The sequence below is a fragment of the Halobacillus sp. K22 genome (assembly GCF_052246795.1).
In the GTDB taxonomy this organism is placed as follows: Bacteria; Bacillota; Bacilli; order Bacillales; family Halobacillaceae; genus Halobacillus.
Genome location: NZ_JBQQCN010000001.1, coordinates 24062 through 43883 on the forward strand (window position 1 = coordinate 24062; position 19822 = coordinate 43883).

Consider the following 19822-nt stretch of genomic DNA (forward strand, 5'->3'; position numbering starts at 1 on the left):
ACCTCATATAAAAAATTATGATTCTTAGTTACTCCTACCATAAAGCTTTTCTACTCCGTCTATTACTTCCCTTACAACATCCGAGGCATGCTTGCTCCTGCTCAGGCGTGGGCTTTGCCCTGACCAAAGGGACATCCACTCCGGTTTATTTCTTTGAGCCGCTTCTTTTCGTATTTCCTTGGTTAACTCATTTTGTATAGGATAATCCGGCAATTCCTTTTGATAAGGTTTCATTTTTTTTATAAATTCATTGTCTATCCCTCTGGCAGGTTTTCCACTAAACACTGAAGTTATGGTTGTTTCATTTTCTTTTGCATGTAAAATTGCTTCTTTATGCTGTTTCTTTGCTCCACTTTCCAAGCTTGTCACAAAGGCTGTGCCCATCTGTACCCCCTCAGCACCGAGCATAAGAGAGGCTGCTAAACCTCTCGCATCCATAATTCCTCCGGCTGCAAGAACAGGAAGACTTACTTCATCAACGACTTGAGGGACTAAAGACATCGTTCCAATCATGCCTTGATCAAATGAAACGTTGAAAGTACCCCGGTGGCCGCCTGCTTCGCTTCCCTGGGCAGTAATAATATCAACTCCGGCTTCCTCGTTAATAACAGCTTCTTCTACTGTGGTTGCTGTTCCTATCACCTTAACCCCATTCTTATGTAATTCCTCCACCAATCTTTTGTCAGGCACCCCAAAAGTAAAACTGCAGACCGGAACTTGTGATTTAATAATTGCATTTACTTGTTCCTCAAAAATAGATTCTGAACTTTTCATTACCTGTCGAGGCGTGAGATTTAACTCTTGTTCATAAGGTTGCAGCAGCTGACGGGATCGAGCGACTTGGTCCGGATAATAGTGAGGGAGTTTCGGGATGAAAACATTTACCCCAAACGTTTTCTGTGTCTTATTCTTGACTGTCTTAATCATTTTCACTAATTTATCAGGTGCCAAGTAACCTGCTCCTATCGTTCCTACCCCTCCCGAATTTGACACAGCTGCTACTAGTTCAGGAGTGGTCACTCCCCCTGCCATCCCTGCCTGAATAATCGGATAGTCACAACTCAGCAATTTTGTCACCTGATTATTGTTCCATCGCAATTGAAACTTCTCCTTTCAAATGGAAACTAAATATTATAATTATCTTAACTAAAAATGACTAAATATTCAAAATATTTATCAAAAATTACATTATTCTCTTGTAAAAAGCCTTGTTTCCATGTTTTACTAGACTTATGCCATTGGGATGGATTGGTAATTCTGGGAGGAATTTGATGATAAAGAAAATGTTCGCTGTTGGTCTGCTCTCCCTTGGTATGGTAGCAGGCGGTGCCTCAGCTGTCAGCGCTGATGAAGATAAGAACTGTGATGATTTCTCGAGCGGTGACGAGGTAATGGAGTATTGGAATGACAATAATTTTTCTGCTGAAAACGATCCTGACGGTTTGGACAGAGATTCAGATGGTCAACCATGTGAAAGCCTGACTGAAGACTGGGAACCTTCTGAAGATCAAGAATCAAATTCGGAAGAGACTAGTGAATCTTCCGAGTCAGCAGTAAGTAACGACAAAAACTGTGACGATTTCGAAAATCATGAAGAAGTCATGGCCTTCTGGTATGAAAATGATTATGACGAAAATAATGACCCTCATGATCTAGACAGAGACAATGATAACTTACCTTGTGAAGTATCACAGAGTGAGTGGGATTCTTTTGTAGCTGATAAAGAAGATGGTTCAGAATCCAGTAGTTCAGATGAAGACACTTCTTCTGAATCAGATGAACAAGAAGCTACTGATTCTGAGGAAGAAGCTTCTGCAGAACAAGGAGAAGAGGGTGGCGAATTACCTGACACTTCCTCTAACAACCCACTTATGATGTTAGTAGGTTTGATCATATCTGCGGGCACTGGGCTTTTCCTTATTCTAAAAAAACAACTTACTTAATACTACTATAAGTCAATCCTCCCAATGAAAGTTGGATTTTTGAGCAGGCAATAGGCCTGCTCTTTTTTTATTATATGTCTTCAATCAGCTGTGAGGATTACTAAGTTCACTATTCAGGGAGAACAGAGTCGAGACATTCTTAATAAAAACAGTGGTATGGAAAGCGAGTTATTTCCCCACCAACTCTCATTCTTTGGCAACTGACCAGAGTATATCGAACCTGAGTCTTAACAATAAACAGAGCCAATACTATGTAAATTAAATCAGCCTTTAATCTATTTGAAAATTCATCCAGTTAATGTTTTAATAGTTGTCAATATTTGAAGGGAGTGAGTGTTTCTTTGGTAACGAAAAATAAAACTGATTTTTATTCGTTTCTAAACGATTATCTTCAAAACTGGAAGCAGTTAAACTCTGACTATATGAAAGCTGTCATATCTGATGATTTAATTGCGCGAGAAATTCGTCAAGGTGAAGCTGAAGACTACGGTTTTGAGGAATCGGTAGAAGGATGGACTCAAACATTTGAATACTTTAAAGACCAAGAGATGGAATGGGTGTTAACAACCCAGTCTATTATACCTCTAAAGCCAAACGAACGTATGGTTATTATTCGCGCTACTCTTACAATGGAGGGTAAGTTAGTTGAAACTTCTAATTTATTCTTCCAAACATTTGTACAGGATACAGCAAACCACGAGTGGAAGCTTAAACGTACATACGTGGAAACTGGCATTCCAAATTAATAAAATTAAGATTTGTATGAAGTGAAAGGCCAGATGGGTAGTTTGATATCTTTCAGGCCTTTTTCCTTTTGCATACAACTTACTCAAGATCAAATGGAATTATAGTGAATTTTCATCCTGTTTAGCATAAAATTATAATACTCCTTAAAAATCTCTGTTAAACCTCCGTGTTGATTTTAAGATTAGGCTCCCGTTTGCGTAACAACGGTTTCGTTCATTTCGTTTGGAAAAATGTGAATGGGGAAATAGATCCCTTTCCACGGGCCCTCCAGGGCTTGTGGAAAGGGAGTCGTTCCCTGAAGCCCTATTTACCACATAATATCTCGAAGTCGAGTCTTAAAGGATACGACACTATTCTGTAATAAGTCTCTTATGAAAAATCAACCATAAACTATACAAGAGCCTAATAAAAAGAGTTTTCTACATAAATTTAACAGTAGTCGTGTGAAAGGATCATGTTGGTGGTAATAAGTGAATATGACTTAACATACGAAAAAGGAGGATCAGGCTGTTGATCCAAATGAATGAAATTCAGAAAAGACAATTCGACCACATGCTTTCTTTATTAAAGAACGCCTCATCTCCTGAAGAAGTCCGTTACTATTTTAACGAGATTCAGCATTTTTTGGATACATTGTACACAAACGAGAAACCTCGATTAGACGAAATGGAAGCCAAGGATCTTGAAAAGTATGAAAACCTGCACAGAAAAATGTTGGAGGCTTCGACAAAAAAAGAGGTAGTTTATTATGAAAAGGAATTACATGAGCTTATCAATAAAATCAATCCCATAAATTACTAAGTAAAGTAAAAAATATCCAAAAAAGTCTTTATTTTCTGACAAATTAGTTGTATACTGTTTCCATAGTGTTCATTATAGTATTATTGGGTATCTTTGGATAAAAGTGCTCGTTTATAAAGCGGATCTTTGTCGATGATTAGTGCATATTTGCTTATGTTCCTAAATATCTTCGCAAAGCCGCTTTTTTTCGACTCTAAATTTAGGGGGAATATATGTGACTAATACACTAATGATCGCCGGGTTAATTGGAGGTCTGACTGGTGTAATTGCCCATTTGATGAGAAATGGCAAAGTGTTGGTCTTTCCCAAAAAAAGAATAAGGCCACAGGGACTGTATTTGGGTTTTCTAGCCGATTTCCTCATTGGAGCAGCTGCTTCCATATTTGCGGTTACCTACTTAGTACCTGACCCCGAAGTATTGCGCACATTAGTGGGTATCTCAATATTGGCAGGTATGACAGCTGAAAATGTTTTACTGAGAAGAGAACTGAGTACTGAGAAAGCAAAAATCGAAGGATTGGATCGCATTAATCAAAGATTAAAATAAAAAACTCGATTCCAATCCTGGTCTTTTTAACCTTCTTCCTCTTACATACCCCCCCTCTTTTAGAATGTAATTTATATTCCTGAATCAGACTATTAGACTTCCTTCACTTTCCTTCTACTCATGCGCCTTTTTGCATTTTTATAAAGAAACTTCAGCTTAATTTTTATTACAGATTTAGTGTGCACTTTTTTCAACTATTTTCTCCCATTTCATGTTCATTAACTGTCTGGATCCCAAAGTCTTAAAACTTGTATAACTTTTCATATGTTTTGTAAAATAATAGCCAAGGGTCTCGCAATGTTTCCCTCTACAATTCTTATAAGCGGCTTTTATTTTAACGATCACGGAGGTATGAATATGGAATCTTTCATCAGAGCTGATCAGTATAATTTCATAAAGGAGCAGACGACAACTCTTTTAAGTACACACACGTCCACCAACGATCAGGCTGTTACTCAAGCCTTAAAATCAATTACCCGAGAAAAAGTCATCGATTTATTTTCCGACTTATCAGATGATCAAAAAGAAATTATTGAACAAGTACAGGAGGTAAAAGATGAAACCGACGCAATCTTCTTCCTCTCTCGCTTAAAACAACACGTATTTGCATTTCATCCGCTTAATGAAGAAACCATAAAAGGATTATTCCCTAAAGTTAAAAAACTCCAAGTTCCTTCATTAGAAAGTATTGAATGGAGCACTCTTTCCTACTTAGGTTGGAACGACACAGGGGCTAACCAGAAATATATTGCAGCCTATAAGAATGGGGATTTAATTGGTATTCGTGGGGACTTCAAACCTTCCAGGCAAAGTGGGATTTGTGCAATCTGTAAGGAACATGAAGAAGTTGGAATGTTCACCACCTCCCTTAAAAAATCGACATCTGCAAACTCAATCAGCCGCGGCAATTATATATGTAAGGATAGCAATCGCTGTAACGAGAACTTGAAATCCCTGCATTCACTTGATAACTTTATTGAGTTAATGACAGAATAACAGGAAAAAGCTCCACGAAACATTTGGTTTCGTGGAGCTTTTATTATACTTCTACTAATAGCTTTCTTTTCCTTAGCAACTCGTATTCTTTCTGCAACTAACCGCGTAAAACGAGAAGTCCAAAATGGCAGCAATAAATATGATAATAGAGGAAGGAAGAAGCATTTAACTATCTCTTCCTTTTCTTACTTCAGTAACTCCTTATGAATCCAAATTGCAGCGAGGGAACCTTCTCCCATCGCAGCCGTAACTAATTCTGAATGAGCAGCAGCATCGCCTGAGGCCCACAAATTAGGGACACTCGTCATTTTGGTTCTGGAATCAATAACCAGATGATGGTTTTCATTTGTTTTAGCTCCAAGCTTTACAGCCAACTCTGTACGCACATGGTTGCCTCCAAATGCTAAAAAAGCTTTCTCTATTTGAAGACTCTTACGGTCCTTCATTTCTATATTGTATAAGTTTCCCTCTTTTTCATGTAATTCCTTAACCGTAGCGGATTGCACTTCTATGTTCTCACCCTTTAGACGTTGCAACCATTCCTCGGAAATTTCTTCAGGCCCATGATTAATAAATATAATATCCCTACTCCAATAGAGAAGAGTTGCTGCCATAGCAGCCCCCACGTCTCCAGAACCGATTACTGCAGTCCGCTGGTTTACAATTTCATAACCATCACAATCCGGACACACATAGACTGAAAGTCCAAGACAAGGTTTAATTCCGGGAATGGAAGGGATATGGTCTTTCAAACCTGTGGCGAGCAGAAGGTTTCTACCGCTGTACATTCCTCCCCCTACCGTATATACCGTGAATTCGCCACTATTTTTATGCACGTCCTTCACCCTGTCTTTACGTATGTTTACTCCAAGATTTGAAGCATGCTGGCGACCTGCTTTACGTAGTTCTTGGCCACTTACTCCATTAGGAAATCCAAGAATATTACTGTACTTTCTACATAAAGAAGATCTGCCATCCTCAGCATCAATCAGCAATACAGACCTTTTATAACGTCCTAACTGGATAGAGGCTTGAAGGCCTGCAATGCCCCCTCCAATAATGATACAGTCGTATTTCATAAGAAGGTCTCCATTCCATATTCTTCTTTCTAACTTACTTATTGAAATAATTTATGCTATATACTTCCTACTTATGCGTCCTCGTCCCTACTCTATGAGCCGGTAACGTTTTAAAAGTCCGATATATCCGTAGCAGACTATAAATCCTGCTAAGTAAATGAAGAATGAGTAGATAATATTCCACCCGTTATAGTAATCAATTTTACCTAGAGATACTGCGGTGTACTCCAGCACTGAAAAAATAAGAGAAGAAAGTAAAATCAGAGCTTTATAATTCACGACCCTAGTTTCATTTATCAGGGCAAAAGAACTTGTTATTAAAGGAAAATAGCCAATATTGAAAGGAAGAGCAGGTAAGGAAGGATTTTCATGTGTAGGATTTACTTTCCAAAATAAATCATACCCCCAATCATTAGCTAAAAAAGCAATTGACACACCTAAAGGATACATAAGTATAACTAGCACAGGTCTTCGTAGAAAAATAAGCATATTTATACTAAAAGGTAGGATGAAGCCAAAGAGTACATTGAAAATCATTAGAAATCACTTCTTTTTTTCATAGTATGCACGTAAAACTAGCAGATTATTAAACGTAACTATAAAAAGAACAAGAACCGTCATCTGACTAAGTACTTGTTCTTCTAAAAAAATTTTTATATTCGCTTTCCATTGAACCAATAGGACTTAACTTCCTGGTCAGGACGAAATTCAATTACTTCCACTTTCATCTGACTTTTTATATCGTCTTCAGGTTCTCCTTTGATCTTGTATTTAAAATTTAGGGCCTGGTCTTTATCAGACATGTAATACACTTGATCAAACTTTACCGATTCTCCATTATGCACAACAATAAATGCGTAATGTTTGCCCCCTTCTTCAAATACCCCTTTTCCTCCTACCATTAGTTTTTGTTGTTCTAACAAACCAGGAAGTTCATCTACATTTTCAAAGGTGACTTCTTCTTTTCCGCATCCCGACATTAAAATGAACATAAGGATGGCAAGCATGATTTTAATTTTCATTCAAATTCCTCTTCTTCCTATTTAGAGAATAATTTCCTCCCCATCCCTCATATATCTTGTATGAATACCTAGAATAAAGGGAGGCTTTTCTCTTGATTCATTATGTAAAAACAGGCGACACACTAACTCAGATATCACGAGATTACCGAACACCTTTAATGGAAATTATCAAAGCTAACCCCACCATTAATCCAAACATGATTTTCCCAGGACAGCCTATTGTCATCCCTGGGTTTCCAAGTGCAGCAAGCATCCCCTACAATATTGATATTTCTCTCAATGAACGTAAGCTAACTCTTTATAAAAATGGAGTCAAGCAAAAGCAGTCTCCCATTGCTGTTGGCAGAATGCTTCAAGGTACACCCACTGGCAGCTTTATTATTATTAACAAAGCGCCGAATCCAGGAGGACCATTTGGAAGCTTTTGGATGAGTTTATCAAAGGAACACTATGGGATCCATGGTACAAATGATCCTAGTTCGATTGGTAAAGCCGTCTCGAAAGGATGTATTCGTATGTATAATCAAGATGTAGAAGAATTGGCCAGCATCATTCCTATAGGGACCCCGGTTCTTATCCATCGTTAAACAGCCATTCTAATACTACGGGGGTGAAAATAAAACACTCAAACTTTACTCCATAATTAATTATCTTACAAAAGGATGGTACTCTATAAAAGTGGATTTTCTAATTAACCAGTTCCAATTTCATATCCCACGAGGTTCCGCTTTCCCCTATTTTCACAAAGCCTTTTCTTTCATAAAAACGTTTCGCCGGATTGTCCGGATCTACACTTAATGATAAGGAGGAGTATCCTTTACACTTAAGTTCCTCCATAAATCGGTCAAGCAATAAACTCCCTATGCCTCGGTTTCGGTGTTCCGGCAAAAGGGCCAAACTTAATACAGGGATATCACGATTTATAAAACCATGGGGAGCACCCTCTTCCTCAAATAATCGGCACCAGACAGCACCAATTCGCTCTCCACCACGAACAGCGAGGATAGCAACATCGCCTGGTCGTCCCCATCCTGACAAATAGCTGGCTATATCAGGGTGATTTAAAATATCTCTTGTAGGTCTGTTGCTATGGTCTGCCACATAAATCGCCTGATATAACATTTCCCATAAAAAATCAATGTCCTCTGCTGAAGCTTGTATCACCTTATACTCTTCCATAAAATTCATTCCCCCATATAAACAGATTAAGGTCTAACTAAATATCTCAGTGGTGCTAGTAATCTCGATATTATTTAAAGCTTGAGAGGCTAAACGATCTGCTTCTCTGTTATCTTTTCTAGAAATTAAGTGATATTGAGGTTGAATCCCTAATTGACTAAGCTTTTCTTCAATTCGATCAGCCCATTTATCCAGTGATTCTTCCAGACACGGCCATTCTCCAATCAATTGGTTGATAACTACTTGAGAGTCACCGATAAACTTTACGGGTAAATGATGTACCCCTAAAAAATCCAGTTCAAGCAGTGTATTGTGAAGGGCAGCATATTCTGCTTCATTATTTGTGTCAAGCTCATGTACCAAAACATTTTTTCGAAGACGAAAAGATTTGCCGTTCTGATCATAGTAGATGGCGCAGCCGAGCCCTGAATTCTTAGTTTCCAAATCAAAACCTCCGTCAAAATATACCCTTACATTATGGGGTTCTGTTTGGATTCCTTTGATATATTCCTTCAGTTCTTTTAATGTCCATTCGGTGTTATAGCTGTCTAGAAAAGTAATCGAATCTGTACGTTTTGTCTTTAACATATCTTCTGCGATAAGGATGGCTTCTGGGACATGCATTTCATCAGAAGTAAATTTTGCCTTAGGACCTTTGGGAACGTGGTACATAATTTCCATTCGTACATCCATGAGATGACCCCTTTGTTTTCATAGTCTCCTTACTTTGTTCTAAAAATTTTCTTCCTCCGCTCTAAGAGCAGTCATATAAATATTTTAATCAAAACTTCCAACAATATAACACTAATGGTTATCATGAGTCTGCTTGGTCCTCCTTATATTATGCTAAACAAGGAATTAAAGAAAGAGACTCATTTCAACTTGATTTTCTTCATGAAAAGGAATGTTTATAAGATATTTCGAAGCCTATCATATCAATTATGATATCGTTCTTCAGAATGGAACGAAATACTACTTAACAAAAAAATCCTCTTATCTTGATTAATTTCCTTCTCATTTTATAAACCAAACAGGTAAAGTGATAAAAAAAAAGACGCATAGACGTAGTCCATGCGCTTCTTTACTCACTACTTAACTCAGGGAATACTCCATTTCTGCGTGTGGTGCACAATTTCTTTGTAAAATAGGACAAGTGTTGCAGCGATAGCAAAAATAGTTAATGGTAATGCGGCTGCTCCACTTTGTAATGTTCCAATAATGATCGCAATAAAGGCCCAAGTCAAGGTTAGAAAATAGGTTAAGCTGAATTAACAAAAACCGCTACTGTTGTCCATCCAAAATATAATGCAAATGTAAGATAGACAATCCCTCTTTCCGAGTAGCTTAAAGAGACCGAAAGAAGTTCCAGGAATACAAACCTAAGTGCCACTCCCATTGCAATAAAAATTAAAACGGTGGCATGAAGCCATACGTTAAAAGCCGCAATAATCCATAAATCAAAGCCTAAAAATACAAATATTGACGGCAGAGAGATTTTATCCAAATTTTCATATTTGTAAGTAAGAGGTAATAACTAGTAAATTCAGTGAATTATTGTACCGGTAACGATGACAGACCAAATTAGAAACGCATAACCGGCTGGAATAATAAAAGGGTCACTTCCACTTTCCGCAAAAAGTGGACCATAACGTTGGGAAATTATTACCGTAACGGTGAGATAATGCTGTCAGCAATACCAAAAAAAGCTTAATAAAATTCCATTTATCTTTCAGCTATTGCCTCAGTTTCACTTGGCCCCCTCCCTATTTACCTTCTTTGTACTAATGTACCCCTTTTTTTATCAAAGAAACTAAAAGCATCCGTTTTATCCAAACCTATTATTGCTCCCTCATCGGCATACTGCCATTACATAAAGTTAAAAAACACCTGCCTATAAGCAGGTGTTTCTATTACTAGGATGCTTCTTTAAATAGTTCGGCTACAATTTCATAGGAGCGAACTCTTGCTTCGTGGTCATAGATTTGAGAAATGACCATCAATTCATCAGCCTGAGTCTTATCAATAAACCTTTGAAGCTGCTCTCGAACGGATTCCTTACTTCCAATGATAGAAGACCCTAACTGCTGGCGCAATGCCATCTTTTCTCTTTCCGTAGCCACTTCATCTATACTGGCAACTGGCGGCTGCAAAGGAAGTTCCGTATTCCGGATGAGATTTAAAAACTGTTGATACAATGAAGTAGCTAAACGCTCAGCTTCCTCATCTGTATCTGCCGCTATGATATTGACACCAAGCATCGCATGAGGATTTTGCATTGACTCAGATGGTTGGAATTGACTGCGGTATAATTCAAGCGCAGCCAGTGTATTATTTGGAGAAAAGTGACTAGCATAAGCAAAAGGCAGTCCAAGCTGGGCAGATAATTGTGCACTGAACCCACTCGAACCGAGCAGCCAAACAGGTATGTTTAACCCCGTACCGGGAATGGCACGTACTTTCTGCTTCCCGGAACCTAAGGAAGGATTAAAATACGTTCGAAGTTCCTTCAACAATCTCGGAAAATCCTGACCGTCACTTTGCAGTTCTCTTCTCAAAGCCTGGGCCGTTACTCCATCAGTACCGGGTGCCCGCCCCAGCCCGAGATCAATCCTCCCCGGGTGTAATGTTTCAAGAGTTCCAAATTGTTCAGCAACGACTAGAGGAGCATGGTTAGGCAGCATAATTCCACCGGAACCCACTCTTATTGTATTCGTATTTCCTGCTACATGGCCTATTAATACAGAGGTAGCAGAACTAGCGATAAAAGGCATATTATGGTGTTCAGCCATCCAATATCGATTATAGCCCCATTTCTCTACATGTTGCGCTAAATCTATTGTATTTTGAAAAGACACAGCTGCAGATCCTCCCTCTGTAATGGGAGATAGATCCAATACTGAAAAAGGAATAGTATGAATCTTCTTTTGTACTTCGGACATAAACTTCATCTTCTTTCTTTTAGATTAATATCAGTAAATCCAGTACTAAAAGCGTATCAGGGACTCTAATTTTTTTAAAATAAAACGATTTAGACCAATTTACCAGGTTGCACATGTCTTTTCTCAATTGCTACATCATCACTACTATAACAATATAATTATTCGCTATCTTGAATTTTTTTGAATTTCATGTTTATTCTGAATATGAAAGGGTATCAGTTGGAGCACAAGGAGATATTTTTTTCCAGATATTATTCTTGGCTAATGAATAACCTCGATGAGACACACCATGAGTCAAAATTTTAAAAGGAGTGTTTGATTGTGGAAGATCTTTATCCATCAAGGTACAGCAGTGAACCCGAAATTGTAAAAAGGAAGGATCCTGTTATTCATACGGATCGTTCAAAAGACCACGAGTCCCCTTTATCTACCGAGCAGCTTGATTTTTATGAGCAAAACGGTTTCCTTCAGATTGAAAACTTCTTTTCTGAAGAGGAAGTTTCTGAAATGCAAAAAGCAATATTTGAACTCCAAGAATCTAATCAGGACAGTGAATCGGATATGATTATCCGCGAACCGGAAGGAAATGAGATTCGATCCATTTTTAAAGTTCATGATAATGATGAATATTTTAAAAAAGTAGCCAACGATCAGAGAATTCTGGACATCGTAAACCACTTACTCGGGAGTGAAACATACATTCATCAATCCCGTATTAATTATAAGCCCGGGTTTACTGGGAAAGAATTCGATTGGCACTCTGATTTCGAAACGTGGCATGTAGAAGACGGCATGCCGAGAATGAGGGCGGTAAGTTTATCTATTGCTCTTTCAGATAACTATACTTTTAATGGTCCGCTCATGCTTGTACCCGGTTCTCAAAATTATTACGTGAAGTGTGTAGGTGAGACTCCAGAAGATAATTATAAAGAGTCTTTAAAACGGCAGAAACTGGGAGTTCCTGATAAGGAAAGCATGAGATGGCTCGCCGATCAGGGTGGTATCTCTGTACCTACAGGTAAAGCCGGAGCTATAACGCTGTTTGAATCCAATACTATGCACGGTTCAAACGGGAATATAACACCTTATCCTAGAAATAACATGTTCATGGTTTACAATAGTGTGGAAAATCAACTGGTTGAACCATTTTCCGGTAACAAGGCCCGTCCTGATTTTATCGCTGAACGTAACCCTAAACTTAAAGTAAACAAGTAGGTTATAAAACCCCATGCCTCTAAAGGCATGGGGTTTTATTTATCTTAAATAAAGGCTCTGTTAAAGTTTATTGTTGATTATTCATATGAGGTTTATTACACAATAGGGCCGGATAGTTGAAGACTCGATTTCGAGATAAATCGTGGTCCGTTACTTAGAAGGTATAGGGTGGGGGGGGAAATAACTCGCTTTCCTATGGGGGAACGGTGAGCTTCCTCGCTCGTTTCACTCCCTGTGGGTTCTCCCCTGATTCCTTCTCCCATGGGTGTCTCGCCATTTCCCCACCAACCCAGCCACAGGAGAATAACGGACCCTTCCAGAAGAGAGAATGCTATCCCTCTAAATAGGTCCTAAATACTTCTATGACAAGCTTTTTTACGTGGTTCTAGCATGAAGATACACTCTTATCCCATGTTTTTTCTCACCAAGCAATCCGTGTATGAAGTGGTTTCGAGTTTATGATTCGGCCAGGTCCGGAGGGGGGACGACAAAGACTCCTGCGGGATGAACATGATCGGTGAGATACCTCAGGGCTGTTAAGCCCGAGGAAGCTCACCACAAGGGATGTTCGACTAAGATCGCCACGTCCTGTGGCAACGTCGAACGACCCTGCATCGTGCAGGGCCGGAAAGCGAAATCTTCCCCCGCAGGACCTAATTCTCACAAAAGTCTCGAAACTGAGTCTTCCAGTAACGGGAGCTTATCCTTAAGATCAACACGGAAGTTTAGGAGCCTAAATAAAAATAGCTTTAGACTAAACATTATAAAATCTTCAGTAATCGAAAAAATTCCTTGTGAGTAGAACGAGAATGTAATGACCAACTGTAGAAGGACACCTCGGGTATAGTACTGGGAGCGTTAAATTAAATTAAATAAGTCTCTCAGTACTATTGAAAAACCGATTACAAAAGTGAGCAGATAAATGAATCCTTCGCTTTTATGTTTAGCTTTAACATTTTCAAAACCAAAAAATAAGAAAACTACAGGTAAAAAATAAAAAATGAAGTTTGGAAGCGGATCAAAGTTTTCATTCATTAATCTGTAAGTAAATAAAAAGATAGAAATAATAGCTAACAAGAGAGTTATTTTCCGAAACAACCCCACATTCCCAGCCCCCTTTAATAAAATTTATGCTCAAACAACGTTCAGGTAATTTTTCAAAAAAACACCTGTTATATTGTACTATAAATTCCACACGTCCCAGAAGATTAAACCCTATAGCAAAATAAAAACTTAAAATTCTGCTCTCTTGCTCACCCCAAACAATCTCTACTATCACTTTCTTCTAATCCCCTTTATAATGATAGAGGTATGGATTTTATAGAAGGAAAAAGGAGTTTCATATGAGTTTACTTACAGTAAAAGAATTAAGTCACGGCTTTGGAGATCGCGCTATCTTTGAAAATGTTTCTTTCCGTCTATTAAGAGGCGAACATATAGGGTTAATTGGTGCTAATGGTGAAGGTAAATCCACCTTTATGAACATGATTACTGGTAAAATAGAGCCTGACGCCGGCAAAATCATTTGGTCTAAAAACATACGAATAGGTTACCTGGATCAACACGCGGACCTGCAGCAAGGTATGACAATAAGAGATGTCTTAAGGACTGCATTCCAATATTTATTTGATATGGAAAATGAAATGAACCATCTCTTTGGAAAAATGGGCGAGGCAGATCCGGAGGAATTGGAAGCACTTCTTGAAGAAACCGGAAGACTGCAAGATACTTTGACTAACAACGATTTTTATACGATCGATGCAAAAGTTGACGAGGTTGCTAATGGACTTGGCCTTGATGAAATCGGACTTGAGCGTGATGTTACTGACTTAAGTGGTGGACAGCGTACAAAAGTGTTACTGGCCAAACTCCTTTTGGAGAAACCAGATATACTATTATTAGACGAACCTACAAACTATCTCGATGTTGAACACATAGAATGGCTAAAAAAATATCTTCTTGAATATGAAAATGCATTTATACTCATTTCACACGATATTCCGTTCTTAAATAGCGTCGTTAACATCATTTATCACGTAGAAAATCAGGAATTAACCCGTTATCCGGGCGACTACAACGAATTCCTAAAAGTGTATGACATGAAAAAGCAGCAACTTGAAGCCGCTTATAAAAAACAACAAAAAGAAATTGCTAACCTGAAAGACTTTGTAGCTCGTAACAAGGCCAATGCAGCAACGAGTAAGATGGCGATGTCCCGGCAGAAAAAACTTGATAAAATGGACGTCATTGAACTTGATTCCGAAAAGCCTAAGCCTCAGTTTAATTTTAAACAAGCTCGAACACCGGGAAAATATTTGTTTGAAACGAACGATCTTGTCATCGGATATGAGGAGCCTCTGTCAAGACCGCTCAATTTATCTATGGAACGCGGTGAGAAAATCGCTTTGTCTGGAGCGAACGGCATTGGTAAAACTACTCTTTTGAAAAGTATTCTTGGAGAAATAGAACCTGTTGAGGGATCGGTTCAATTAGGGGATCACCTTCATATTGGTTATTTTGAGCAAGAATTAAAAGAAACGAGCAAAAATACTTGCATAGAAGAAATTTGGGAGGAATTTAGACATTTCACTCAATACGAAGTGCGTGCTTCCCTGGCAAAATGCGGCTTAACCAAGAAGCATATTGAAAGTAAAGTTCAAGTACTGAGCGGTGGCGAAAAAGCAAAAGTACGTCTTTGTAAATTAATTAACAAAGAAACAAACCTTCTTGTCCTCGATGAACCTACTAACCACTTGGATGTAGATGCGAAAGAGGAACTGAAGCGCGCTTTACAGGATTATAAAGGTAGTGTCCTTCTTATTTCTCACGAACCGGAGTTCTATATGGATGTTGTCACTGATGTATGGAATTGCGAAGATTGGACCACCAAAGTATTCTAATTGTACAGAGAAAACGTCCAGAGCGTGTATCATGCTCTGGACGTTTCTTTTTTATCCTTCTTGGTTCTGGTTCTCTTTGTTATCTTATAATAGTCCATTGTAGAGGCTTCTTCAAATCCACAAGACTGATAAAGACTTAAAGCATTCTTGTTTTTTACTGCAACTTGTAACTTGATCTCATGGACTTTCATTTCTTTCAGTTTCTCTATAGCTCTCAATAATATCTCTCTTCCATACCCCTTGCCCCGATACTCAGGGAGTACTCCCAACCCATAAATTGCCCCTGTGCTGTCTTGCTTATCCAGGTGCACCTTCCCTATACATGATTGCTCAAGATCAGCCAAGTAAATATCCACCCCGCGTTTAGCTTCTTCTTCCGGGAGAGTTAACTCTGTGCTCGACTCAGTTTGAAAGTATAAGTCATTCTGTTTTGCAATTTCATTTGCGTCCTTATTCATTGCTCTTCTTAGGAAAACCGGCTCGGTTACAATCTTCTCTTTTGGCTCATCCGTTAGAAACATTTCGTATTCAGAGCTGTCATATTGAGCTCCAGTATACTTAATGAATGCTTGACCCGAAAGGGAATTATGATCAGATAGTAAAAGCATGACTTCAGTTGACCTTTTACACCACTCATCTTCGACCAATGCATATAGACGGCTGAAAACTCCCCTTCTTCTGTAATCCGGATGAACCATTCCATTCACTTCCAGCGCCTCTTCTCCAAATTGACATACCCCTATATAACCTATAAGCTTTCTTCCATCATAAAACATAAATTCGTTAGCCTGATTTATATCTTTCATTTCACACAATGCATGGCTTAATTTAAAATCAAGCTCTAGTTTTAGCGTCAGATTATCATGTGCAATACAATATTCCTTAAGCTTGTTAATGCTTTTATAATCGTCATACTCCAGGAATCCTTTAATGACTATACCGGGATTTTTTAATGGAATCATACATTCTCTTCTCCTTTTAAGTCTATTTAGTTATATGTTTCATTATACGACACCGAAAATTTAATACACTTAATAATTGATGCTTTCTTTAAAACCGGGAGCTTATATAAGAAATTCTCCTGAGACAACGCCATAAAAAAAGAACTCCTTTTAACCAAAGAGTTCTTCTATCATCATAAGCTAATCACCTCTCAATTGCCTGCAGAAGTTCTGGCTGCAATATCCTTAAATTCTTATTTCAAGAAACATTTAATTTAATAAACGGGAAATATTACGACTCATAACATAATAAAGTGTTTAAGCTACTGCCTCACGAGGGTTTGTAGTTTTATACCAGTGATAGCATAGGAATATTATAATGATCAGATCAATAAAGTCTCCCCCATAGTACATAAGCATTCCACCAGCCTGCGCTTCTTGTACACTTACTCCCTCAGGGGGATGGGCATAGATATATTTAGAAAGAATGCCGTGAGCTGCAAGTGCGCATATTAAAATGACGGACCTGTATATATAGCTGAACCGGTGTGGAACAGGATCGATGTAGATTAAAGAGGCTGTGAAAATATAACCTGCTGCAAAAATATGGATATGCACCAGAATATGAACCAAAAGGTTTGTATGCATCCAGCTATACAAATTGGTAGTATAGAGAATCCAAAGACCACCTATATTCAGTAATGATGCAATAATAGGATGGCTAATAATCCTCAAAGGATAGCTACGAAGCAATCTAGTTACAACTTTCGCCTGCCTTACAGCAAGCGACCGTAAAAGAAGTGTAATGGGGGCAGACAAAACAAGCAAGACTGGAGCAAGCATACCGAGTAGAAGATGGCTCGTCATATGCATAGTAAAGTTGTTCATTGCTTGAGCTGCGATTGGTCCGATAACGGATATAGTGGCAAAGCTAATACCAAGTACGAAACTAACATAACGGTACCAGGGCCACACTTTCAATCGATTATGCTGGCTTGAGCGCACCCCTGCCGCAATGTATAAGGCAGTTATAAGTAGAGCTCCAATACCTACAAAAATGGCGGGCAGGCCGGTCGTAATATTCAGAGTATGACCATGATCCATTATTAATTTCTCCAGTCAGAGGTGCCGTTACCTTTACGAGTTTTATAAAAGAAGACGCCCCCCGCAATGATCATAAGTATAGCTGTGCCATTCCATACAAGATCATATAGCCACAAATTTTCTACGTACCTTATCTGATGAATGCGCAGCAGCTTATGTTGAATGGTTCCGTCATAAAGTTGGAATCCTCCCGCTCCCAATAACACAGCACCCCACCATCTGAACGGCCAGAAAGCATGTCTGCGGCGCAGATCAGCCACTAAAAATAATGCAGCAACCGTAGCAAACCAACTGAAAGCGTGAAAAAATCCATCGGATACTAACCCTGCATTAGTAGTTGATTTATCATAAAAATGATGCCAATGGAGCAACTGATGAAAAACGGTTTCATCTATAAAAGCAGCAACTCCTATACCAAATAATATTCCTGCTCCTACGTTTCTTGCTGAATACTTTTGCTTGTTTTCTCTGTTCGAGACTTTATTCCTATCTACTATTCCATCCACCTTCTATAGCCTCCTTATTACGTTTTTAACCTTGCTATAAATAAATACCATTTTTACCCATACCTTATAATGTAAGGCAGTAAACCTGAAAAAGGACCTCTATTTCTTAAATAACTCTGCTTAAAGTGCCGGCTGTCAGTTATTGTGAACTTCTAAAGATAAGAACCTTCCACTAAAACCATTTCGGTCTACTCATTTCGCTGCCATAAGCTCGTTCAGATATATCATAAAGTTGTATAGGAAATGAGGGAGGCCGGAGGATGACTTCAATTGGTACAGGAAATTTATCCGACCACCGGTATTGACCAGTCAAACTCAATAATATTTTGGTGAACATAGAGGCATTTTCCAACCCTCCATGCTTCTTGATAAAAGTTCTTGCTTTTTCAAGAGAAATATCGTCTCTCTTGTATATTCCAGTAAATAGCAAAGCATAATAGGCTTCGATGGTTGAAGATAAGTTACCGTTTTCTTCATCGTGGAACAACTTCCACGCCTCTTTTCTTTCTTGTCTGCTTATAATACGTTTGGTAAGTCGTTGAATTAATTCTTCTTCATGAAGATTAAGGGTCCGCAATAAGATAATCATATAGGCATCCGTAATAGTTTCAGTTTCAAAAGGATAATCCCATGATCCATCCATTGTCTGCTGTTCTTTAAGGAGTTTAATAAGCCGCTACATACATTCTGCTAAAGGAGGTTGAAGTTCTTGTTAAGAAAGTGGATAACTAATCGTAATCAGTACTCATTATTAAAGGCAGAATTGAAAAATAAACTAAAAGAAAACCCTACATCTATCCCTACTACAGAAGAAAGCAGACTTATCTTAGACATCCGTGATCAAACAAAAACTAAAAACAGGAACAATGTTACGAGAACCACGGCTTACCAGGAATATTTCACCTTCCATCCAGAGGTCCACTGGGCTTTATTAGCACATTTGGTTTCTAGAAATGCAGGTTGGAATATGACGGATTTAAAAGGAGAATTTTTGCCCAGACTGCTTACCCCTAAAGAACAAATTGATTTTTATCTTTTTCTTGAAAGAGGAAACTGGCTCATATTTCAAGATGCCTATCCTCAGTTATTGCTTTACGAGGCGAGCAAGAAAAAAAATATTCCTTTGTTCCACTTACTGCCTCATTTAAATGTATCCCCGTTTATGGAATCTTTTTGGATGCACTTCTGGAATAACCACTCAAGTTCGCTGCTGACAACAGCTCTAATTGTAAACGAACAGAATTATATTGAGAGCAGGGTAATCCGCAATGAGCAGTATCAAAAAAATGTACTAGACACAGTATTATTTAGACTTCAGGATGTATTTGACTTGAATCATATTTTAATTCCTTATCAAACTCCAGGGATTAAAAAAACAAACTTAATAGGAGGCACCGTCCACCATTTCTCTTCATTAGAAGATCGCATTCTATTAGGAAAAAAACTTTATCTCGATCTTTATTCCATAAAAAGCCGTCTGAATCAAATCATCACTTGGACAGAGCAGTATCCTCATACGGGCTCTCGTCATGATTATTGGCCTCTTTTATTTACTAAGGTGAAAAATACAGCCCCCGGTCCTAATCAAATGCTCCCTCATACGCCAGTTGATTTGAATAAAAACAGCCCGCGCATATACAGTCCTAACCTGGAAGATGCTTGGAAAGATTGGATTCATTCTTCTGCGGAAGAGGGAGATTGGTTCAAGGATATGGCCATGTTTGCACTAGTTAAGAAAAAAATAAACCCTAAAGAGGAAAATGTACTGAATCATTATTGGAATACGATCGAAAAGCTTGAGATAGCGGTTTTTGCAAAAAATTTTTTCACTCAACGTCATTCCCAGAATTAGAAAAGTGATTTCAATTTAAATTATATGAACATCCTAACTGAATAGAAAATG

Annotated in this window: 21 protein-coding genes; 9 read left to right on the top strand and 12 right to left on the bottom strand. The window is 38.4% G+C overall.

Annotated elements, in window-relative coordinates:
* Positions 1-24: 24 nt before the first annotated feature.
* A complete protein-coding gene (locus ACTWPM_RS00105; RefSeq protein ID WP_443131039.1) occupies positions 25-1098 on the bottom strand; it encodes an NAD(P)H-dependent flavin oxidoreductase in 1074 nt (357 codons plus the stop codon).
* Positions 1099-1271: 173 nt separating this feature from the next.
* Between ACTWPM_RS00105 and ACTWPM_RS00110 the strand changes: the two genes are divergently transcribed.
* From ACTWPM_RS00110 to ACTWPM_RS00130, 5 genes are all read left to right on the top strand, one after another.
* Entirely contained in the window at positions 1272-1943 is a 672-nt protein-coding gene (locus ACTWPM_RS00110) for an LPXTG cell wall anchor domain-containing protein (RefSeq protein ID WP_443131040.1), read from the top strand.
* A 341-nt stretch (positions 1944-2284) separates the two neighbouring features.
* Positions 2285-2689 carry a flavoprotein gene (locus ACTWPM_RS00115; RefSeq protein ID WP_443131041.1) on the top strand — a complete coding sequence of 135 codons (405 nt, stop codon included), beginning with the start codon at positions 2285-2287 and terminating at the stop codon, positions 2687-2689.
* 511 nt (positions 2690-3200) lie between these two features.
* Positions 3201-3491 (top strand): hypothetical protein, encoded by a 291-nt coding sequence (locus tag ACTWPM_RS00120; RefSeq protein WP_443131042.1) that lies wholly within the window; start codon positions 3201-3203, stop codon positions 3489-3491.
* Between the two features lie 214 nt (positions 3492-3705).
* A complete protein-coding gene (locus ACTWPM_RS00125; RefSeq protein ID WP_224892683.1) occupies positions 3706-4038 on the top strand; it encodes a DUF4257 domain-containing protein in 333 nt (110 codons plus the stop codon).
* Positions 4039-4395: 357 nt separating this feature from the next.
* Complete coding sequence (locus tag ACTWPM_RS00130) at positions 4396-5034, top strand: FusB/FusC family EF-G-binding protein (protein WP_443131043.1); 639 nt, start codon at positions 4396-4398, stop codon at positions 5032-5034.
* 185 nt (positions 5035-5219) lie between these two features.
* Here ACTWPM_RS00130 and ACTWPM_RS00135 read toward each other — a convergent pair whose 3' ends face one another.
* The 3 genes from ACTWPM_RS00135 to ACTWPM_RS00145 all read right to left on the bottom strand — a co-directional run bounded on the left by ACTWPM_RS00135 (position 5220) and on the right by ACTWPM_RS00145 (position 7135).
* Complete coding sequence (locus ACTWPM_RS00135) at positions 5220-6113, bottom strand: NAD(P)/FAD-dependent oxidoreductase (RefSeq protein WP_443131044.1); 894 nt, start codon at positions 6111-6113, stop codon at positions 5220-5222.
* Positions 6114-6200: 87 nt separating this feature from the next.
* A complete protein-coding gene (locus ACTWPM_RS00140) occupies positions 6201-6650 on the bottom strand; it encodes a hypothetical protein (RefSeq protein ID WP_443131045.1) in 450 nt (149 codons plus the stop codon).
* A gap of 116 nt (positions 6651-6766) precedes the next feature.
* Positions 6767-7135 carry a hypothetical protein gene (locus tag ACTWPM_RS00145; protein ID WP_443131046.1) on the bottom strand — a complete coding sequence of 123 codons (369 nt, stop codon included), beginning with the start codon at positions 7133-7135 and terminating at the stop codon, positions 6767-6769.
* Between the two features lie 92 nt (positions 7136-7227).
* Between ACTWPM_RS00145 and ACTWPM_RS00150 the strand changes: the two genes are divergently transcribed.
* Positions 7228-7722: a L,D-transpeptidase family protein gene (locus ACTWPM_RS00150; RefSeq protein WP_443131047.1), complete on the top strand. Its 495-nt coding sequence runs from the start codon at positions 7228-7230 to the stop codon at positions 7720-7722.
* 100 nt (positions 7723-7822) lie between these two features.
* Here ACTWPM_RS00150 and ACTWPM_RS00155 read toward each other — a convergent pair whose 3' ends face one another.
* From ACTWPM_RS00155 to ACTWPM_RS00165, 3 genes are all read right to left on the bottom strand, one after another.
* On the bottom strand, positions 7823-8314 hold the full coding sequence (locus ACTWPM_RS00155) for a GNAT family N-acetyltransferase (RefSeq protein WP_443131048.1): 492 nt from the start codon (positions 8312-8314) through the stop codon (positions 7823-7825).
* Positions 8315-8347: 33 nt separating this feature from the next.
* Positions 8348-9007 (bottom strand): reverse transcriptase-like protein, encoded by a 660-nt coding sequence (locus tag ACTWPM_RS00160; RefSeq protein ID WP_443131049.1) that lies wholly within the window; start codon positions 9005-9007, stop codon positions 8348-8350.
* Between the two features lie 1220 nt (positions 9008-10227).
* Positions 10228-11253, bottom strand: a complete 1026-nt coding sequence (locus ACTWPM_RS00165; RefSeq protein ID WP_443131050.1) for an LLM class flavin-dependent oxidoreductase — start codon at positions 11251-11253, stop codon at positions 10228-10230.
* Positions 11254-11574: 321 nt separating this feature from the next.
* Here ACTWPM_RS00165 and ACTWPM_RS00170 point away from each other — a divergent pair, with 321 nt between their 5' ends.
* A complete protein-coding gene (locus ACTWPM_RS00170) occupies positions 11575-12468 on the top strand; it encodes a proline 4-hydroxylase (RefSeq protein WP_443131051.1) in 894 nt (297 codons plus the stop codon).
* 858 nt (positions 12469-13326) lie between these two features.
* Here ACTWPM_RS00170 and ACTWPM_RS00175 read toward each other — a convergent pair.
* A complete protein-coding gene (locus ACTWPM_RS00175) occupies positions 13327-13572 on the bottom strand; it encodes a hypothetical protein (protein WP_443131052.1) in 246 nt (81 codons plus the stop codon).
* A gap of 239 nt (positions 13573-13811) precedes the next feature.
* On the opposite strand from ACTWPM_RS00175, the gene ACTWPM_RS00180 reads away from it, so the two are divergent.
* Positions 13812-15368 carry an ABC-F family ATP-binding cassette domain-containing protein gene (locus ACTWPM_RS00180; RefSeq protein ID WP_443131053.1) on the top strand — a complete coding sequence of 519 codons (1557 nt, stop codon included), beginning with the start codon at positions 13812-13814 and terminating at the stop codon, positions 15366-15368.
* A gap of 29 nt (positions 15369-15397) precedes the next feature.
* Here the strand turns inward: ACTWPM_RS00180 and ACTWPM_RS00185 are convergent, their stop codons facing one another.
* From ACTWPM_RS00185 to ACTWPM_RS00200, 4 genes are all read right to left on the bottom strand, one after another.
* Positions 15398-16330: a GNAT family N-acetyltransferase gene (locus ACTWPM_RS00185; protein WP_443131054.1), complete on the bottom strand. Its 933-nt coding sequence runs from the start codon at positions 16328-16330 to the stop codon at positions 15398-15400.
* A gap of 297 nt (positions 16331-16627) precedes the next feature.
* Positions 16628-17413, bottom strand: a complete 786-nt coding sequence (locus tag ACTWPM_RS00190) for a cytochrome c oxidase assembly protein (RefSeq protein ID WP_443131055.1) — start codon at positions 17411-17413, stop codon at positions 16628-16630.
* 2 nt (positions 17414-17415) lie between these two features.
* On the bottom strand, positions 17416-17910 hold the full coding sequence (locus ACTWPM_RS00195; RefSeq protein WP_443131314.1) for a DUF2243 domain-containing protein: 495 nt from the start codon (positions 17908-17910) through the stop codon (positions 17416-17418).
* Between the two features lie 181 nt (positions 17911-18091).
* A complete protein-coding gene (locus tag ACTWPM_RS00200; RefSeq protein ID WP_443131315.1) occupies positions 18092-18589 on the bottom strand; it encodes a hypothetical protein in 498 nt (165 codons plus the stop codon).
* A 39-nt stretch (positions 18590-18628) separates the two neighbouring features.
* On the opposite strand from ACTWPM_RS00200, the gene ACTWPM_RS00205 reads away from it, so the two are divergent.
* Positions 18629-19771 (top strand): DUF2515 domain-containing protein, encoded by a 1143-nt coding sequence (locus ACTWPM_RS00205; RefSeq protein ID WP_443131056.1) that lies wholly within the window; start codon positions 18629-18631, stop codon positions 19769-19771.
* Positions 19772-19822: the final 51 nt, after the last annotated feature.

Coding starts and splice junctions, on each gene's coding strand:
- ACTWPM_RS00135 (WP_443131044.1), bottom strand. CDS start 6,113: ATGAAATACGACTGTATCATTATTGGAGGGGGCATTGCAGGCCTTCAA.
- ACTWPM_RS00110 (WP_443131040.1), top strand. CDS start 1,272: ATGATAAAGAAAATGTTCGCTGTTGGTCTGCTCTCCCTTGGTATGGTA.
- ACTWPM_RS00165 (WP_443131050.1), bottom strand. CDS start 11,253: ATGTCCGAAGTACAAAAGAAGATTCATACTATTCCTTTTTCAGTATTG.
- ACTWPM_RS00185 (WP_443131054.1), bottom strand. CDS start 16,330: ATGATTCCATTAAAAAATCCCGGTATAGTCATTAAAGGATTCCTGGAG.
- ACTWPM_RS00145 (WP_443131046.1), bottom strand. CDS start 7,135: ATGAAAATTAAAATCATGCTTGCCATCCTTATGTTCATTTTAATGTCG.
- ACTWPM_RS00155 (WP_443131048.1), bottom strand. CDS start 8,314: ATGGAAGAGTATAAGGTGATACAAGCTTCAGCAGAGGACATTGATTTT.
- ACTWPM_RS00180 (WP_443131053.1), top strand. CDS start 13,812: ATGAGTTTACTTACAGTAAAAGAATTAAGTCACGGCTTTGGAGATCGC.
- ACTWPM_RS00140 (WP_443131045.1), bottom strand. CDS start 6,650: ATGATTTTCAATGTACTCTTTGGCTTCATCCTACCTTTTAGTATAAAT.
- ACTWPM_RS00190 (WP_443131055.1), bottom strand. CDS start 17,413: ATGGATCATGGTCATACTCTGAATATTACGACCGGCCTGCCCGCCATT.
- ACTWPM_RS00130 (WP_443131043.1), top strand. CDS start 4,396: ATGGAATCTTTCATCAGAGCTGATCAGTATAATTTCATAAAGGAGCAG.
- ACTWPM_RS00160 (WP_443131049.1), bottom strand. CDS start 9,007: ATGGATGTACGAATGGAAATTATGTACCACGTTCCCAAAGGTCCTAAG.